Annotated in this window: 17 protein-coding genes and 1 other RNA gene; 4 read left to right on the top strand and 14 right to left on the bottom strand. The window is 69.2% G+C overall.

Annotated elements, in window-relative coordinates:
- Positions 1–29: 29 nt before the first annotated feature.
- The 3 genes from M8445_RS09225 to M8445_RS09215 form a co-directional block, all read right to left on the bottom strand.
- A complete protein-coding gene (locus M8445_RS09225; protein WP_273987480.1) occupies positions 30–758 on the bottom strand; it encodes an SDR family oxidoreductase in 729 nt (242 codons plus the stop codon).
- A gap of 89 nt (positions 759–847) precedes the next feature.
- On the bottom strand, positions 848–1,102 hold the full coding sequence (locus tag M8445_RS09220) for a hypothetical protein (RefSeq protein ID WP_273987479.1): 255 nt from the start codon (positions 1,100–1,102) through the stop codon (positions 848–850).
- Between the two features lie 230 nt (positions 1,103–1,332).
- Positions 1,333–1,815, bottom strand: a complete 483-nt coding sequence (locus tag M8445_RS09215) for a hypothetical protein (protein WP_273987478.1) — start codon at positions 1,813–1,815, stop codon at positions 1,333–1,335.
- A 139-nt stretch (positions 1,816–1,954) separates the two neighbouring features.
- On the opposite strand from M8445_RS09215, the gene M8445_RS09210 reads away from it, so the two are divergent.
- On the top strand, positions 1,955–2,602 hold the full coding sequence (locus tag M8445_RS09210) for a MazG family protein (protein ID WP_273987477.1): 648 nt from the start codon (positions 1,955–1,957) through the stop codon (positions 2,600–2,602).
- Positions 2,599–3,174, top strand: a complete 576-nt coding sequence (locus M8445_RS09205) for an NUDIX hydrolase (RefSeq protein WP_273987476.1) — start codon at positions 2,599–2,601, stop codon at positions 3,172–3,174. The genes M8445_RS09210 and M8445_RS09205 overlap by 4 nt, the downstream gene beginning before the upstream one ends.
- 141 nt (positions 3,175–3,315) lie before the next feature.
- Here the strand turns inward: M8445_RS09205 and M8445_RS09200 are convergent, their stop codons facing one another.
- The 7 genes from M8445_RS09200 to mraZ form a co-directional block, all read right to left on the bottom strand.
- Entirely contained in the window at positions 3,316–4,335 is a 1,020-nt protein-coding gene (locus tag M8445_RS09200) for a DUF4384 domain-containing protein (protein ID WP_273987475.1), read from the bottom strand.
- 113 nt (positions 4,336–4,448) lie between these two features.
- The gene (locus tag M8445_RS09195) at positions 4,449–5,657 is read right to left on the bottom strand and encodes an ABC transporter permease (protein WP_273987474.1); all 1,209 of its coding nucleotides are present in this window, start codon (positions 5,655–5,657) and stop codon (positions 4,449–4,451) included.
- A 348-nt stretch (positions 5,658–6,005) separates the two neighbouring features.
- Positions 6,006–6,608 (bottom strand): 3D domain-containing protein, encoded by a 603-nt coding sequence (locus M8445_RS09190; RefSeq protein WP_273987473.1) that lies wholly within the window; start codon positions 6,606–6,608, stop codon positions 6,006–6,008.
- 427 nt (positions 6,609–7,035) lie between these two features.
- Complete coding sequence (locus tag M8445_RS09185) at positions 7,036–8,382, bottom strand: peptidoglycan D,D-transpeptidase FtsI family protein (RefSeq protein WP_273987472.1); 1,347 nt, start codon at positions 8,380–8,382, stop codon at positions 7,036–7,038.
- The gene (locus M8445_RS09180) at positions 8,373–8,837 is read right to left on the bottom strand and encodes a hypothetical protein (protein ID WP_273987471.1); all 465 of its coding nucleotides are present in this window, start codon (positions 8,835–8,837) and stop codon (positions 8,373–8,375) included. The genes M8445_RS09185 and M8445_RS09180 overlap by 10 nt, the downstream gene beginning before the upstream one ends.
- Positions 8,834–9,847 (bottom strand): 16S rRNA (cytosine(1402)-N(4))-methyltransferase RsmH, encoded by a 1,014-nt coding sequence (gene rsmH, locus M8445_RS09175; protein WP_273987470.1) that lies wholly within the window; start codon positions 9,845–9,847, stop codon positions 8,834–8,836. The genes M8445_RS09180 and rsmH overlap by 4 nt, the downstream gene beginning before the upstream one ends.
- Before the next feature lie 5 nt (positions 9,848–9,852).
- Positions 9,853–10,281 carry a division/cell wall cluster transcriptional repressor MraZ gene (gene mraZ, locus M8445_RS09170; protein ID WP_273987469.1) on the bottom strand — a complete coding sequence of 143 codons (429 nt, stop codon included), beginning with the start codon at positions 10,279–10,281 and terminating at the stop codon, positions 9,853–9,855.
- A gap of 356 nt (positions 10,282–10,637) precedes the next feature.
- On the opposite strand from mraZ, the gene M8445_RS09165 reads away from it, so the two are divergent.
- Positions 10,638–10,988, top strand: coding sequence for a DUF423 domain-containing protein (locus tag M8445_RS09165; RefSeq protein ID WP_273987468.1), 351 nt, complete (start codon positions 10,638–10,640; stop codon positions 10,986–10,988).
- Between the two features lie 115 nt (positions 10,989–11,103).
- On the opposite strand, the gene rnpB is transcribed toward M8445_RS09165, so the two are convergent.
- The 3 genes from rnpB to M8445_RS09150 form a co-directional block, all read right to left on the bottom strand.
- Positions 11,104–11,540, bottom strand: an RNA gene (gene rnpB / locus M8445_RS09160) — RNase P RNA component class A.
- A gap of 78 nt (positions 11,541–11,618) precedes the next feature.
- The gene (locus tag M8445_RS09155) at positions 11,619–12,425 is read right to left on the bottom strand and encodes a pseudouridine synthase (protein WP_273987467.1); all 807 of its coding nucleotides are present in this window, start codon (positions 12,423–12,425) and stop codon (positions 11,619–11,621) included.
- Positions 12,422–12,793 (bottom strand): hypothetical protein, encoded by a 372-nt coding sequence (locus M8445_RS09150; protein ID WP_273987466.1) that lies wholly within the window; start codon positions 12,791–12,793, stop codon positions 12,422–12,424. Before M8445_RS09150 ends, M8445_RS09155 begins: the two co-directional genes overlap by 4 nt.
- A 118-nt stretch (positions 12,794–12,911) precedes the next feature.
- Between M8445_RS09150 and truB the strand changes: the two genes are divergently transcribed.
- Positions 12,912–13,838, top strand: coding sequence for a tRNA pseudouridine(55) synthase TruB (truB, locus tag M8445_RS09145; protein WP_273987465.1), 927 nt, complete (start codon positions 12,912–12,914; stop codon positions 13,836–13,838).
- 70 nt (positions 13,839–13,908) lie between these two features.
- On the opposite strand, the gene gatA is transcribed toward truB, so the two are convergent.
- Positions 13,909–15,384 (bottom strand): Asp-tRNA(Asn)/Glu-tRNA(Gln) amidotransferase subunit GatA, encoded by a 1,476-nt coding sequence (gene gatA / locus M8445_RS09140; protein ID WP_273987464.1) that lies wholly within the window; start codon positions 15,382–15,384, stop codon positions 13,909–13,911.
- Between the last annotated feature and the right edge of the window lie 163 nt (positions 15,385–15,547).

Raw genomic sequence — 15,547 nt, 5'->3', positions numbered from 1 at the left:
CTTTCCATCAACCATCACCCACCTTCCGGTTACTTCTTCGGCGGCTGGCTGGGGCGCACTTCCACGCGGCTGGGCAGGGTCCGGGCGGGCATGTGCAGCAGGTCCACGGTCAACTGAGCGAGATCCTCCGGCTGAATCTTCCAGGCGTCCTTCTGGGCGTCCGGGGTGTGCCCCGCGAAGTGCGTGGCGACGCTGCCCGGCATGATCTGCGTGACCTTGATGCCCCGGTCACGCAGGTCGAGGTTCATGACCTCACTGAGGCCGTTCAGGCCGAACTTGCTGGCGTTGTACGCCCCGCCGCCCGGCAGGGGGTTCTTCCCGGCAAGGCTGGACAGCGTGAAGATGTACCCGCCGCTCTGCGACAGGGCCGGAATGGCCGCCTTGACGGTGTAGAACGCACCGCTGAGGTTCGTGTCGATCACGTCCTGCCACTCCTGAATGCTCAGGTCCGCAATATTCCCGAAGTGCCCCACACCCGCGTTCACGAACAGCACGTCCAGACCACCGAAGGCCTGCACGTGGGCGTCCACCTCGCTCTGCACGGCCGCCGGGTCCTTCACGTCGCAGGCCACGCCACGTGCCTGCGCGCCCAGTTCACCCGCAACCTGCGCGATCTCGGCGGCGTTCCGGCTGGTGATGGTCACGGCGTACCCGTCGGCGATCAGGGCGCGCGCGACCGAGAGACCGATGCCCTTGCTGGCCCCGGTAATGAAGGCGCTTTTCTTCGTGCTGGTAGTGGAATTACTGGAATCCGTCATGTCCGGACGTTAACACGGGAACCGGGGCGTCCATGTAAGCAGGCTTCCGAATGAACGTTCTCCTGGCCGCACGCAGCGGCTGTCTGCAGTCAGGAGGGCTGCACGGTATCGCCCCGCGTGACCGAGGCGGGCAGCACGTCATCCGCGTGGCGCTGAGAGGATTGAACGGCGATCCAGGCGGCCGTGCCGGCCATGCCCAGCAGCAGGCCAAGGGCGGCCAGGGCGAGCGGAAGGCCAAGGGCGGCGGCCGCGGCTCCCAGCAGGAGGCCGGTCAGGACCACGCGGCCCAGGCGGCGGCGGACGCTGATGAGTGCGCAACGGATCAGGTACTCTTTTCTGGTCATCTCAACCCTCACCTCCACAGTGCGCCCAGTTGTTCAGTCGCGTGTCATGGATCGTTCCGGTTCCGAACGTCTCAGCCGGGTAAGCTCAGTGGGCGTCGGCATTGCCTGAGCAGTGGGCGTCCACCCGGCAATCCCAGCTCACTGACCCACAGGTCAAATGAGAGGTTCTGCGCCCAGCGTACAGTAAAACGCCTGCCCGTTCCAGCCGGACAGGCAGGATCAGGCGGCGTTCAGGGCAGGCGCTGGGCCAGCACGTCGTACATGTAGTTGGCCGCCTCGGACTGCTTCTGCCAGAGGGTCAGCACGCCGAAGTCCTGCTTGAGAATCACGTTGTTCCCGGCGGGCATACGGAATTCCAGCTGGGCGGTCAGTTTGTTCCAGGGGGCCAGCACGGACGGCGTGACCAGGACCGGCTTGACCTGCACGGCGCCGGGCGCGGCGGGGTCGGTGGCGATCACGGCGTTCGGGTAGCGGCGCTTGATGGCTCCGGCCGAGTCGCGTTTCATGGCTTCCAGGACGCCCTGGCGCTGCTGGGCGCTGACGGCGTTGGGGTTCCCCTGAATCTGGGGGTCCAGGATCACGAAGGTGGCGGACGACAGGGCCGCGCCGTTCCAGTTGGCCGGGGCGACCTGGGCGCCGGCCCCCTGGAGGCCGGCAGTGAGCAGCAGGGCGGCGGGCAGGAGGGTCAGGGTGCGGGGTGCGGTAAGGGTCATGGCAGCAGTGCATCACATGCCACCTGACGCCGCGTGAAGTGAGGGTGAGGGACCGCGCGCAGTGGGCGGCCCGGCCTCATGTTGGCCGTGGGGTGGCGGTGACGGGAACAGGTGTGGGCCAGCGCGTTACATTGGCGGTATGCAGGACCTGCTGACAATCATGCGCCGCCTGCGCGCCCCCGACGGCTGCCCCTGGGATCAGGAGCAGACCCACGAATCCCTGCGCCCCTACCTGCTGGAGGAGGCGGCCGAGGCGTCTGACGCGGCGGGCAGCGGCGACCCGGCGGCGCTCAGTGACGAGCTGGGCGACGTGCTGCTTCAGGTGGCGTTCCACAGCGTGATTGCCGAGGAGGCCGGCACGTTCGATTACGCGGCCGTCGAGCGCGGTGTGGTGGAGAAACTGGTGCGCCGTCACCCCCATGTGTTCGGTGAGGTGAACGTACAGGACAGCGCGGACGTCATGAGGAACTGGCAGGAGATCAAGGCGCAGGAACGCGGCGGCCAGCCGCGCCGCGCCGAGGACCGCGTGCCGGCCGGGCTGGGAGCGCTGGCCCGTGAGGCGAAAACGCAGAAGCTGGCGGGCGTCCCGAAGGGTGCGGAGGCAGCAGCCCGTGCGGCGGTCGCGCAGGCCGCCGCGCAGGCCCCGGATACCGCTGGGGGCGTGGCGGACGTGCTGGCGGCCGTGGTCGCCTGGGCGCGCAGCGCGGGAGTGGACCCGGAACTGGCACTGCGGGACCGTTCGCTGGCCACGCTGCGCGCCCTGCCGGATCAGGGTTCAGAGCCGTGAGCAGCGTGGACCCGCTGGATTCGGCGCTGGCGGACCCCTGGGCGCTGTGGGTGGGCGAGCGTGAGCGGCGCAGCCTGCACCTGCCCACGTACCGCCGCGCGGCCGTGCTGGTCGCCCTGACCCGCGAGGTGGATCCGCGCGTGCTGCTCACGGTGCGCTCGGCGGACCTGCCGACCCACCAGGGGCAGATCAGTTTTCCCGGCGGGAGCCTGGAGGCCGCTGAGACCCCCACGCAGGCCGCCGTGCGGGAAGCCTGGGAGGAAGTGGGCCTGGATCCCGCCCAGGTGACGGTGCTGGGTGAACTGGACGACGTGTTCACGCCGGTCGGGTTTCACGTGACGCCGGTGCTGGCACGCGTGCCGGCCGAACCGACCCTGACCCTGAGCGGTGAGGTGGCGCAGTTGCTGCTGCCGTCCCTGGCGGACCTGCGGGCCACGCCGGTTGTGCGTGAAACGCGCGCCCTGCCGGATGGTCAGCGGGTGCCGCTATACCGATACCCCTGGCAGGGCCACGACATCTGGGGCATGACGGCCCGCGTGCTGCACGACCTGCTGACCGACGGCCCGGGCTGAGACGCACCCGGCCCGGTTCCGTGAGGCCCGGGGCGAGACCAGACAGGATCGGCACGCCGCGCCCCCAGTTGTGTCGGGGCGTAAGGGAAAACCCCCCACCGCGTGATCGGGTGGGGGGTTTTCTGTTGTGCCGCGCTGGGTTTAGCGGGTGGGGGTGATGGTGATCTGGCCGCCCTGGGTGATGTTGTAGGTGTTGCTGAAGGTGCGGTAGCCGGGGGCGATCAGCAGGATCTCGTGCGTGCCGCGCGTCAGCTGCAGGTTCAGCAGGCCGCCGCTGACCGCGCCGGCTTCCTGGCCGTCCACGAACACGCGGGCCCCGTTCACGCTGGTGCGGATGGTGACGGTGTAGCGGCCGGTGACGGGGGCGGGCGTGACGGCCTGCGCGAACTCGACGTTCAGGTTGGTGGTAGCGCCGGCGCGGACGGTGATGGTGGTGGTGTAGTCACGGTAGCCGGGGGCCTTGACGCGCACGGGGTAGGTGGCGGCCCGCAGGTTGCTGTACGTGACGTTGGCCGCGCCGAGCGTCTGGCCATTCAGGATCACGCTGGCATTGGCGACGTTCGTGCCGACGAACAGGCTGCCGGTGCTGACCGGGTTGCGTGCAGCGACGGTGTAGAAGGCGGTGTCGCTGACCCAGCTGTTCTGGGGCAGGGGGGTCACGACGATGCTCAGCGCCTGGGCCAGTCCGTTCTGGTTCTTGGCGTTCACGGTGGCGAACTGGTCCTGGGTGGTCTTGAAGGTGCTGATCTGGGCAAGGTCCAGTTCGGTGGCGCTGGCCAGGGCCAGGACCTTGTTCTGGCCGATGGGGCCGGCGACGGTGTAGTTGAACTTGTCGTCGGGTGCGGGGAAGGTCTTGGTGGTGCCGGCCTTCACGAAGTTGCTGTCGCTCAGGCGGTTGGGGAGGATCTGGTCGACGCTGCCGTCGGGGTTGACGTTGAACAGGTACACGTACGCATCACGGTTGACGGTGGCGCTGATGCTGATCTTGTCGTCGATGCGGTAGGCGGGGTTCTGCGCGCCGCTGGTGTCCTTGTCCACGCGCACGCTGACGTTCAGGTCAGGCTGGGTGGGGTTCACGATGATGCTCTGGGCGCTGATCTTGGGGGCGGCGGCGGCGGTGCTGAGCAGCAGGGCGGCCGGGATCATCAGGAACTTTTTCATGGGGTCAGCCTAGCGGGCGGTAGATGACGCACCATGAGCGGCGCAGGGGCAAATATTTATGACGGTTCAGCTGGCGATCAGGCTCGCGCGGCGGGAGCGGGGAGCGCGGCGGGTCAGCGGATGATGCGGGCGGGTTCGATGCTGGCGGCGCGGCGGGCGGGAATCAGGGCGGCCAGCAGGGTGGTGATCAGGCCGATGGCGTTCACGCCCAGCAGGTCGGTCAGGCGCACCTCGACCGGCAGGCTGGTGATGAAGTACAGGTCGCCGGGCAGCGTGAAGGGCCGCACCGTGAAGTATGCGCTGATGCCCAGGCCCAGCAGGTTCCCCAGCAGCAGGCCGCCCAGGCCCAGCGCCAGGCCTTCCAGCAGGAACACGCGGGTGATCAGGCTGCGGGTGGCCCCGATAGCGCGCAGGATGGCGATTTCCTGCGTCTTCTCGAACACGGCCAGTGTCAGGACGTTCGCGATGCCGAAGGCGGCCACGACGACGATCAGCAGCACCACGAACCCGATGACTTTCTTCTGCAGGGCCAGCTGATCCAGCAGGGTGCCGTACAGGCTCTGCCACGGCAGCGCGGAGTAGGCACGGGTGCGGGTCAGGTCGTTGCCGACGGCCGGGGCGAGGTCCGGATTGGTCAGGCGCAGCTGGTAACCCGTGATGTTCTGCGTGCCCTGAAGGGTCTGGAGGGTCTGCAGGTTGGTAAAGGCGTACGCCGAGTCGATCAGGTAGTTGCCGGTGGTGAACACGCCGCGCACGGTGAGGCTGGTGCGGCGCTGCGTGCTGTTCAGCAGGCGCACCTCGTCACCCGTGAACGCGCCGACGTTGCGGGCCAGGGCGGAGCCGAGCATCACCTCGCCGGCCTTCAGGTTCGACAGGGCCGCGCTTTCCGCGTCGGGCAGGTCCAGCACCTGTCCGGCCGCGCCGGTCATGCCGAACAGCGTGGCAAAATCCACTCCGGCGGCGCGGCCCTCACTGGCGGGGCGGGTCAGCAGACCCTTGTCTGCCAGGAAGGGCGTGAAGGCCTGCACGCGCCGGTCGGCCTGCAGGGCTGCCTGGAGTTCCGGGTCGGGCCGGGAGGGCGTGAAGGCCGTGACGCTCAGGTGCGGGCTGGCGCGCAGGGTCGCGTCGATCAGCGCGCGGGTAAAGCCGTTGGTGAGGCTCAGCGCGGCAATCAGCGCCATGACACCCACGGCGATGCCCAGAATGGTCAGGACGTTCTGGGTGCGGCGGCGGCGCAGGTGGGAGCGGGCCAGGGACCAGGCCAGCGAGCGGTCAGGAGCGGCGGGGCCGCGCTCGGATGGGGTGGCCGGGGCTGAAGTCATGCAAGGCGGAGGATACCAGAGAGGCCCCGGAGCCCCGCTGCGGCGGCTGGCCGCAGGCGCAGGGACTGGCCGGTCTGTTTCTTCTGACCGGGGGCTGTTCTTCTGGCCGGGGCCTGCGCCCCCTTCTGATACGGACTCCGATTGAATGGCTTGCAAAGCCGCTGGGTCCGAGCGGACGCGACTCGTAGAGCTGCCCCGCAGAGGAGGAGCAGAACAAACTTCGGGAGTGGAGTTGGCAACCCGGTGCCCTGGCGGGTTGTGAACGAAACGGACGGAGTCCGTATGACAGCAGGCCGGGCCGCTCACGTGGAGCGGCCCGGCCTGGGTGGTATGGGGTGTGTGGCCCGGTCAGCGGACGGCGGTGATGCGGATCTGGCGGGCGCCCCAGTTCAGGGCTTCGGTGCGGGTGGCCATCCACACGTCGACCGAGTTGGTCTTGCGGGCGGCCATGGTGTCCTCGACGACGAAGATGCGGCCCTTGAGCATGTTGCTGTACTTCCCGCTGAGGTCTTCGAGCATGACCTTGGTGCCGTAGGGGAAGGTGCGCAGCAGGTCGCGGGACAGGGCGACCACGCCGGGGCGGGTGCGGGTGCCGGTGGCGGTGATGAACGGGGTGGCGTCGGTCTGTCCGGGGACGCTGTTGTAGGCGGTCGAGCGGGCAATGGCGCTCTTGCCGCGGATGGGGGTAACGGCCAGGGTCGCGGACTGGGCCTCGGCGCGGGCAACGGCCTCAGCGCGGACCTGCGCGGCGCTCTGGGCGGTGGGTGCTGCGGGGGCGGGCACGACGCTCAGGGCGCTGCGGACGGCGTCGGTGGCGACGGTGCTGGCAGGCAGGGCGGGGCTGGCGGGCTGGGTCAGGGCGACGGTGGCGGCCGTCTGGGCGGACGCGGCGGTCATTCCAACGAGGCTGAACAGGATGGTGCGGGTCCAGCGGATAAGCGGTTGAAGCATGTGGTCTCCTGCAGGCGCGGCTGTCAAGCGGCTGTGCCCGGCGTTGGTGTGGTGGGATTCAGGTGCGGGTGCCAGCATGAAGGCTTTCCCTCTCTTGAGAATGAGCGTACGGGGGGAAGATGGCACCTTTGTGGGAAAAACTGGTTTATGATCTCATTTTAAAGATCCATTATTTTTGTACTCGGTATATTAATCATTAAATTGGCTTTTCCAGACAGCAATCTAAAAATGAGATAAGTTCTAATCCTCTCATTTAGTTTCTCATAGATTTGTTCTGTTCCAGACAAAATCGGCCATCTGAACCCCAGTTTTCGGGGAACAAATGGCCGAACTTGTGACGCAACTTACTCTGGTAGCAACCTCTTTAGCGTGAGAAGTGGCCGGAAGCTGTTGACCGGCCGGTCAATTCGCAGCCCGCACTCACCTTTCACTCACCTTCCGTCTGGGCCCTCCCGGGCGCAGCCGCCCAGCCGGACAGCACGTCCGCCGAGATCTCCTTGAAGATGGGCGCGGCCAGCTGCGACCCGTGGTACTTAAATTTCGCAGCGTGCACCATCACCGCGATAGTCACGCGGGGCGATTCGGCCGGGAAAAAGCCCGCAAACACGCTGTCGAACACCGTCGCCGAGTACCGGCCCCTGGCGTCCACCGTCTGCGCCGTCCCGGTCTTCCCGGCCAGGTTGTACCCCTTGATCCCGGCCTGCGAGAAGATGCCCTCAGTGATCACAGTCTGCAGCAGGCGGCGGGTCGTGCGGGCCACCTCAGGCTGCACCACCTCGCGCCGCTCGACCCCACCGGCCCCCTCGACCAGCCGGGGCGAGATGTACTGCCCGTCGTTCGCCAGGGTATTGAAGGCCGCCGCCAGTTGCAGCGTCGTGCTGCTCATGCCCTGCCCGAACGCGTTCGTGGCGCGCACCAGCTCATTCCAGCGCGGCAGCGGCTGCAACTGCCCGGACGCCGTGGGAATGGCCGGCATGCTGACGTCACGGCCGAACCCGTACTGCTGCAGGTACCCCCGCATGGACTCCATGGGAAAGTGCTCCACGATGTGACTCATGCCCACGTTGCTGCTGTAGCGCAGGATGCCCTGCGTACTCAGCGCGCCCGGGTGATCCACCGCGTCCCCGATGGTGCTGCCCCAGCGGCCCCCCACAAAGCGGCGCATGGGCGTGTCGTACACGGTCTCCGGGGTGGTCAGGCCCTCGTTCATGGCGGCGGCCACGACCAGCGCCTTGACGGTGCTGCCCGGCTCGAAGTTATCCACGAACGCACGGTTACGGCGCGTCTCCTGGTTGTATCGGCGCCAGACATTCGGATCGAAGGGCGGGTAGGTGGCGGCGGCCAGCACGCGCCCGGTACGGGTTTCGAGGACCACCACCGTGCCGTACTGACCCTGATGCTCCGGCACGGCCTTGGCAAGCGCCGCCTCGGCCGAGGCCTGCACCTGGGTGTCCAGCGTGAGTTTCAGGGGCTGCCCGGCACTCAGCGGCCCGTTGTACGCCGCTTCCAGGCCCTCGAGGCCGTCGGTGGTGCCCATCATGCCAACCAGTTGCCCCGCGATGCTGCCCTGCGGGTACACGCGCTTGCCGTTCACGCTGGTGGCCAGCACCTTCCCGTCGGACGCCACGATAGGACCGCGCGCCTGCACCACCGAGCTTCTCACGGTCTGCGGCACCCCCCACTCCAGCTGCGCGTACGCCCACACCAGCGTCAGGAACATACCCAGTGCCAGCACCCGCATCAGGGCCGAGCGGTTGCGGATCTTCACCTCCACTGCGTCCTCACCTCCAGTTTGTGTTCCGGTACGCCCGGCACCCGCACGGACGGCACCGGCGGAATGGTTTCCGTGACCTTGTCGGCGTCCGTGAACCGGCGCATGCCGTTCGCGAACGCCCAGCTCCGCAGCCGCTGCGGGTTCTCCAGCGCCTGCACCTGCAACACCAGCGTGTCGCGCTGCGTGGTCAGTTCAGCCTCGCGCACCTGCGCGGCCCGCAGGTCCGGGCGGATGTGCTGCGTCGCGCCGCGCACGATCACCAGCGTCACCACCATCAGCAGGTAGATCAGCACGTACCGCACTGCGCGGCCCCGCCAGGTGGGCAGGCTGGTATCCACCACCAGGGTGGCCGGCCACACGCGGCGCAGAGACCCGAACAGCGGCCCGGAACGTGGCCCGGCGGGCGGGCGGCCCTCACCGTCAGGCCGGGCGCGGTTCAGGGGCGGCCACATCATGCGTCCTGCCCGCCGTCCACCCGGACAGCCGAACGGAGTTTCGCGCTGCGGGCGCGGGGGTTGACGGCCTGCTCGGACTCGGAGGCGATCACGGGACGCTTGGTCAGCGGCGACAGCACCTGGCTGCCCAGCAGGAAGCGTTTCACGATGCGGTCCTCCAGCGAGTGGAAGCTGATCACGGCCAGCCGTCCGCTGGGGGCGAGCAACGTCTCGGCAGCCTGAAGACCGTCGCGCAGCGCGCCCAGTTCGTCGTTCACGTGAATCCGCAGCGCCTGGAAGGTCCGCCGGGCCGGGTGGATGCCCTTACTGAAGCCCGGGTACGCCCGCTTGACGATCTCGGCCAGTTGCACGGTGGTCTCGATGGGCGCTTTCTCGCGGGCGTACACGATGCCGCGCGCGATCCGGCGGGACAGGCGGTCCTCGCCGTACTCGTAGATGATCGCGGCGATGTCCTCCTCGTCGTACTCGTTAACCACGTCGGCGGCCGTCTCGCCCGACTGGCTCATGCGCATGTCCAGCGGAGCCTCGGTGTGGTACGAGAAGCCGCGCCCACCGTCATCCAGCTGAAAGGAACTCACGCCGATGTCCAGCAGGATGCCGTCCACCTGCGTGACGCCCGCGCCCGCCAGCAGCGAGACCATGTCGCGGTAGTTGCCTTCCAGGACGTGCAGGCCCGGGTGGTTCGCGGCCCGCGCGCGGTTCAGGGCGAAGGGGTCCTGGTCGATGCCGTACACGGTCGCGCCGGTCGCCAGCAGCAGCCCGGTGTGCCCGGCGCCGCCCAGCGTGCCGTCCACGAACACCTTGCCCGGCGCGGGAGCCAGGGCCTCGGTGACCTCGTCGGCCAGCACCGGCACGTGCGAGAAGGCCCCGGCCGCGTCAGGGGCGTCGGGGTCGGTCAGGGATGGATCGGCGGACAGGTTGGCGGTGAGAAGGTCGGAGTTGAGGGGGCCGGATTCGGACGGGCCGTCAGTGCGGTCCGGGAAGTTGGGATGCTCTGTATCTGGGTTCATGCTGATCACGCCACGAAGTTCACGAGAAGGTCGGGTTTGGGTGGGTTGTCCTGCACGGCCGTGATGGCCGCGTCCCAGCGGGCCGGGTTCCACAGTTCCAGGCGGCCGGGCGCGCCCGCCACGATCACGTCACTGTCCAGTCCCGCGAAGGCCCGCAGCGTCTGCGGGACCGACACGCGGCTCTGGTTATCCAGCCGGGCCTTGCTGGCCCCGGAGTAGAAGAAACGCACGAACGCCCGCGAACCGGCGTCCGTGAGGGGCAGACCTTCCAGCTGCTCTTCCACGCGTTTCCAGCTGGTCAGCGGGAACACGTATAGGCAGCCTTCCATGCCGCGCGTCAGGATCATGCCGTCCTCCACGAACTCACGAAAAGGCGGTGGCATGACCACTCGCCCCTTGTCGTCAATGGTGTACGGGTACTCTCCAAACGGCAACGTCTCCCCCTCAACTCCTGCGCGTTTCGTTTCACCGGTCGGCCCGGCGCAGCGTCAGGTGACGCCCGGCTGCCGACACGTTCAACCATGAACACGAACTAAACGTATTGAGGTTGATGCGGCGAGTGTAACAGTCATCCCCACCAATTACCACCAATTCCCACCGTTCACCCACCCGCGCCCACCTGCGCCGCTCCCGTCCCCACCGGAGCCCCCATCCGGCCCCGCCTTCCCCGCATCAGGCCGGCCAGCTCCCACCAGCCGCCGCCTGCCGCACCGGCCCGCCCCGTCAGGACACCAGCCCATCAGGGCAGTCAGGACACTTCCCCCTGCCCTCCCCCACTAGCATCAGCGGCATGCCTGCCCTCAATGCCCTGCGTACCGGCGCCGTCCTGGCCGCCGTGGGCGTCGCGCTCGGCGCTTTCGGAGCCCACGCCCTGAAAACCCAGCTGACGCCCGAAGCCCTGAGTACCTTCGAGACCGGGGTGCGCTACCAGATGTACGCCGCGCTGGCCCTGCTGATCCTGGGCACCCAGCCCGCCCAGACGCGTGCGCCCTGGCCGCTGCTGGCGGGGGCCGTGATCTTCAGCGGCAGCCTGTACCTGCTGACCCTGACCGGCGTGAAGATCCTGGGCGCCGTCACGCCCATTGGCGGCGTCCTGATGATCGCCGGATTCGTGCTGGCCGCACTGGACGCCCGGAAGTAGAACGTGGGTGGTGGGTTGCAGGAGGGTTGCAGGAAAGGTCCGTACCCGACAACCCACAGCCCACAACCAGAACAGGCAGGCCGCCTCCGGTTGAGCGGGGCGGCCTGCCTGCGTGTGGTGCGGGGGAACTGTAAGCCGGGTTCTGTCCGTCACTCTCGTGACTGTTCGGCCATCTCTCTGGGACGCGCGTCGCCGCGCGCCTCAAGCGACCATCCTGGCGGTCATAGGGCGGGCCACCCTCGCGCACTGTCGGGTCTTGCACCGGATGGGGTTTACCAGACACTCCCGGTCTCCCGGGAGCCTGGTGCGCTCTTACCGCACCGTTTCACCCTGACCACCTGCCCGCCCGCGCCGGGGCTTCACGTTCTGCACGCCAGCAGGTGGCGGTCTGGTTTCTGTGGCACTGTCCTTCGGCTTCGCCGCCACCCGGGCGCAGGCGCGCGCACCGGGTACTTGACTCGCCGACCAGCCGTTAGCTGGCATCCCTGCCCTGCGGTGCCCGGACTTTCCTCACCCAGACTCACGCCTGGGCGCGGCCGAACATTCCCCCGCAAGGACAGAGCATAGCAGACCGCCCCCACGGACCCCACCCGGGCGGGCAGGCGCGTGAGGGCGCAGGGACGGGGAGGCTCAGCCCCAGCGGGCCATCGTCTCACGCTGCGCGCGGTCCCACACGGCGGGCGGCATGCGGTCCGGGTGCAGCAGATCCTGAAGTTCCTTCTGGTTCAGCTGACGGAACTCGCCGGGTTCCAGGTCGCCCATCCACAGGCCACCCACGCGGTAACGCAGCAGGCGGTAGACCGGGTGGCCGATGGTTTCCAGCATGCGGCGCACCTGCCGGTTACGGCCCTCGCCCAGCACCACGAACGCGCCCTCGCGGGCCTGCTCGGCACTGACGGCGCGCGCCACGCCGTCTTCCAGCTCCACACCCGTCACCAGGGCTTCGAGTTCCTCGGCGGTGGGCGGCGCGTCCCCTTCGGTCCAGGCGCGGTAGGCCTTCTCGTGCCCGTAGCGGGGGTGCGTGAGGTTCAGCGTGAGCTGCCCGTCGGTGGTGAGCAGCAGCAGGCCCTCGGAGTCCTTGTCGAGACGCCCGACCGGGTGCAAGCCCGGAATGCTGGGCATGGCGTCCAGGACGTTGCGGCGGCCGTACTCGTCGCGGGCGGTCGTGACGTACCCGGCGGGTTTGTGCAGCATGAACGTGACGTTCTCGACGGCGGTCGTCTCGACCAGTTGCCCGTCCACGCGCACGTCGTCGGCGTCGGTGACGGTGCGGCCCAGCACGGCGACCTCGCCGTTCACGGTCACGCGGCCCGCCTTGATCATGTCCTCCACGGCGCGGCGTGAGGCGATCCCGGCGCGCGCGAGGCGTTTTTGCAGGCGTTCCCCGCCGGGACTGGCGGGCGTGGAGTCAGGGTGGTCAGCGGATCGGTCGGTCATAGGTGCCCCCGGCGGGATGGAAAGGAAAGAATGGCCAGGACGGCCAGGACGAGCAGGAAGGCCGACAGGCCCAGCAGCAGCGAGCGCAGGGCCGGCGGCAGGGACTCCGCGCCGCGCAGCGCGGCGGGCAGCAGCGCGGCCACGCACAGCAGGTTTCCGCCGGCCAGGCCTGCGACCTTCACGGCGTCGGGCCTGAAACTGGCCGCCACCTGGAACGCGCCCCACGCCAGCAGCAGCGCGCCGCTCACGCGGGCCAGCCACAGCGGCGAGACGCCCACCAGGGCCGCCACGCCCGGCGACAGAAAGTACAGGTACAGGCCCAGCGGAACGAACAGCAGGGCGGTCAGCCAGAACGCGACACGCAACACGGGGCTCAGTCTACGCGGGAAGCAGGTGAGTGGGGAGCGGGCGGCAGGAAGGAGACCGCGGGAATCCCCCGGCACCACTGCCCACTGTCGCGCCCTGTCCTCTGCTAGCCTCGCGCTTATGCCCGTGATCGCCGTCGACAAACCTCTGAACCTCACCTCTCACGATGTCGTGAACCGCGCGAGGCGGGCGCGCGGCACGAAACGCGTGGGACACACGGGCACGTTGGACCCCCTGGCGACCGGCGTGCTGGTGCTGTGCGTGGACGACAGCACCAAGGTCGTGCAGTTCATGGAGGCCGACAGCAAGGACTACCTCGCGTGGATCAGCCTGGGGGCCGGGACGCCCACCCTGGACGCCGAGGGGCCGGTCGAGGAGACGGGCGACGTGCCGCCCCTGGACCCGGCGCACGTGCAGACGCTGCTGCAATCCTTCACGGGGCCGCAGGCGCAGGTGCCGCCGCAGTACAGCGCCATTCAGGTGGGCGGTCAGCGGGCGTACGCGGTGGCCCGCGCCGGGGGCGCGCTGGACCTGCCCGCGCGGAACGTGACCATCCACTCGCTGGACCTGCTGGGCATCTACCCCAGCGTGGAGGCCGCGCCGCGCACCTTCGACCCGCAGAGCTGGACCCCTGCGGACACAGGTCATACCTTCACCCTGCCGCCCGCGCTGGGCGAGTTTCCCACCCTGCTGGTCCGCGCCCGCGTGGGCAGCGGCACGTACCTGCGCTCGCTGGCGCGCGACGTGGGCGGCGCGCTCGGCGTGCCCGCCCACCTGGGCGGACTGGTCCGCACGCGCGTGGGCCGCTACGACCTGCGGGACGCCGCCACCCTGGACGGGCTACCCGAGGCGGCGGGCATCCCGGACCTCGCCGCGCTGGACTTCCCGGTCATCGAGGCCGACGACCGCGTGGCCCGCGAACTCCGCCAGGGCAAACGCCCGGCCCACCCCGCCCTGGGCCGCCACGTCGTCACGCTGAACGGCGACCTCGTGGCCGTCGTGGACGGCAACGGCGAACAACTGAAAGTCGTGCGCGCCTGGGCGTGAAGAAGCAGTAGAAAGTGGGAAGTGGTGAGTGGGCGCGTGACCCTCCACTTCCCACTCACCACTTCCAGGATCAGTAGCCGGGAGCCACCTGCGGCTGCGCGATCCCGATGCCTTCCAGGGCTCCAGCGATCTGCACGAGGCGTTCGTCTTGCAGGGCGGGCGCGATGAACTGAATGCCGACCGGCAGCGGCGTGCCGTCCACGGTTTCGAACCCGGCGGGGACGCTCAGGGCGGGGAGGCCCGCGAGGTTGACGGCAACCGTGTCCACGTCGGCGGCGTACATGGCCAGCGGATCGCTGGTCTTCTCGCCGCGCCGGAAGGCCGGGAAGGGACTGGTGGGCGTGACGAGCACGTCGAACTGCGCGAAGGCCTGCGTGAAACGGTCGGCGATCAGGCGGCGGACCTTCATGGCCTTGCTGTAGTAGGCGTCGTAGTAGCCGCTTGAGAGGGCGTAGGTGCCGATCATGATGCGGCGCTGCACTTCCGGGCCGAAGCCCTGTTCGCGGGTCAGGGTCATGGCCTCGGTCACGTCGCTGCCGGGCACGCGCTGGCCGTACACCATGCCGTCGAAACGGGCGAGGTTACTGCTGGCCTCGGGCATGGCGATCAGGTAGTACGCGGCGATGGCGTACCGCAGTTCCGGCAGGCTGACCTCGGCGGTGGTCGCGCCCGCACCGCGCAGGGCGTCCAGGGTGGCGTTCAGCGTGGCGTTCACGCCCGCCGTATTCCCGGCGAGGCTCTCGGTGATCACGCCGACCCGCAGGCCGCGCAGGTCGTCGGGCGTCCCGGCGGCAAAGGCGGGCGGGGCGTGCAGGCTGGTGGCGTCGTGCGGGTCATGCCCCGCGATGACGTTCATGACGAGCGCGAGGTCCTCGGCGCTGCGGGCGAACGGCCCGATCTGGTCGAGGCTGCTGGCGTACGCGATCAGGCCGTAGCGGCTGACGCGGCCGTAAGTGGGTTTCAGGCCGTACACGCCGGTGAACGCGGCGGGCTGGCGGACGCTGCCGCCGGTATCGCTGCCCAGACTGACGGCGCTCAGGCCGGCAGCGACAGCCACGGCGCTGCCGCCGCTGCTGCCGCCGGGCACGCGGGCCGTGTCGTACGGGTTCAGGGTGGGGCCGTAGGCGCTGTTCTCGGTGGAGCTGCCCATGGCGAACTCGTCCATGTTGGCCTTGGCGACGATCACGGCCCCCGCCTGCACGAGCCGGGCGGCGGCGGTGGCGTCGTAGGGGCTGACGTACCCGCGCAGGATGCGGCTGCCGCTGGTGGTGGCGGTGCCGGTCACGTTGATGTTGTCCTTGACGATCACGGGCACGCCGGCCAGCGGCAGGGCTTGGCCGGCGTTCAGGCGGGCCTGCACCTGCCCGGCCTGCTCGGCGGCGTGCGGGTTGACGCTCAGGACGGCATTCAGTTCGCGGGCCGCCTCGATGCGGGCCAGGGCGGCGGCCGTCAGGTCCTGGGGGGTCGTATCGCGCGACTGCACGGCGCGGGCCAGGGCGGCGGCGCTGTCAGGGGCGCTGGTGGGCGGGGTGGCGGGCACGGGCATACCCGGTCAGTCTAGCGGCGCGGCCCGGCCCGGTGCGTCCGGCTGCCTGAACCGGCCATCTTGAACTGGCCGTCTGAACCGGCTGCGCTGGAACGAATGTCTGGCGTGGCCCCTCCGGACCGGGCACGCTGAGCCGCTCCGTGGCAGGGGCACAACAAGCCGG

This window comes from Deinococcus aquaticus (assembly GCF_028622095.1).
In the GTDB taxonomy this organism is placed as follows: Bacteria; Deinococcota; Deinococci; order Deinococcales; family Deinococcaceae; genus Deinococcus; species Deinococcus aquaticus.
The sequence above is the reverse complement of the archived record's forward strand: the minus strand, read 5'-3'. Positions and strand labels throughout refer to the sequence as shown.

Bases quoted from the DNA above. Each gene is read 5' to 3' on its own strand.
- M8445_RS09225 (WP_273987480.1), bottom strand. From the start codon at position 758: ATGACGGATTCCAGTAATTCCACTACCAGCACGAAGAAAAGCGCCTTC.
- M8445_RS09220 (WP_273987479.1), bottom strand. From the start codon at position 1,102: ATGACCAGAAAAGAGTACCTGATCCGTTGCGCACTCATCAGCGTCCGC.
- M8445_RS09215 (WP_273987478.1), bottom strand. From the start codon at position 1,815: ATGACCCTTACCGCACCCCGCACCCTGACCCTCCTGCCCGCCGCCCTG.
- M8445_RS09210 (WP_273987477.1), top strand. From the start codon at position 1,955: ATGCAGGACCTGCTGACAATCATGCGCCGCCTGCGCGCCCCCGACGGC.
- M8445_RS09200 (WP_273987475.1), bottom strand. From the start codon at position 4,335: ATGAAAAAGTTCCTGATGATCCCGGCCGCCCTGCTGCTCAGCACCGCC.
- M8445_RS09195 (WP_273987474.1), bottom strand. From the start codon at position 5,657: ATGACTTCAGCCCCGGCCACCCCATCCGAGCGCGGCCCCGCCGCTCCT.
- M8445_RS09190 (WP_273987473.1), bottom strand. From the start codon at position 6,608: ATGCTTCAACCGCTTATCCGCTGGACCCGCACCATCCTGTTCAGCCTC.
- M8445_RS09180 (WP_273987471.1), bottom strand. From the start codon at position 8,837: ATGATGTGGCCGCCCCTGAACCGCGCCCGGCCTGACGGTGAGGGCCGC.
- rsmH (WP_273987470.1), bottom strand. From the start codon at position 9,847: ATGAACCCAGATACAGAGCATCCCAACTTCCCGGACCGCACTGACGGC.
- M8445_RS09165 (WP_273987468.1), top strand. From the start codon at position 10,638: ATGCCTGCCCTCAATGCCCTGCGTACCGGCGCCGTCCTGGCCGCCGTG.
- M8445_RS09155 (WP_273987467.1), bottom strand. From the start codon at position 12,425: ATGACCGACCGATCCGCTGACCACCCTGACTCCACGCCCGCCAGTCCC.
- truB (WP_273987465.1), top strand. From the start codon at position 12,912: ATGCCCGTGATCGCCGTCGACAAACCTCTGAACCTCACCTCTCACGAT.
- gatA (WP_273987464.1), bottom strand. From the start codon at position 15,384: ATGCCCGTGCCCGCCACCCCGCCCACCAGCGCCCCTGACAGCGCCGCC.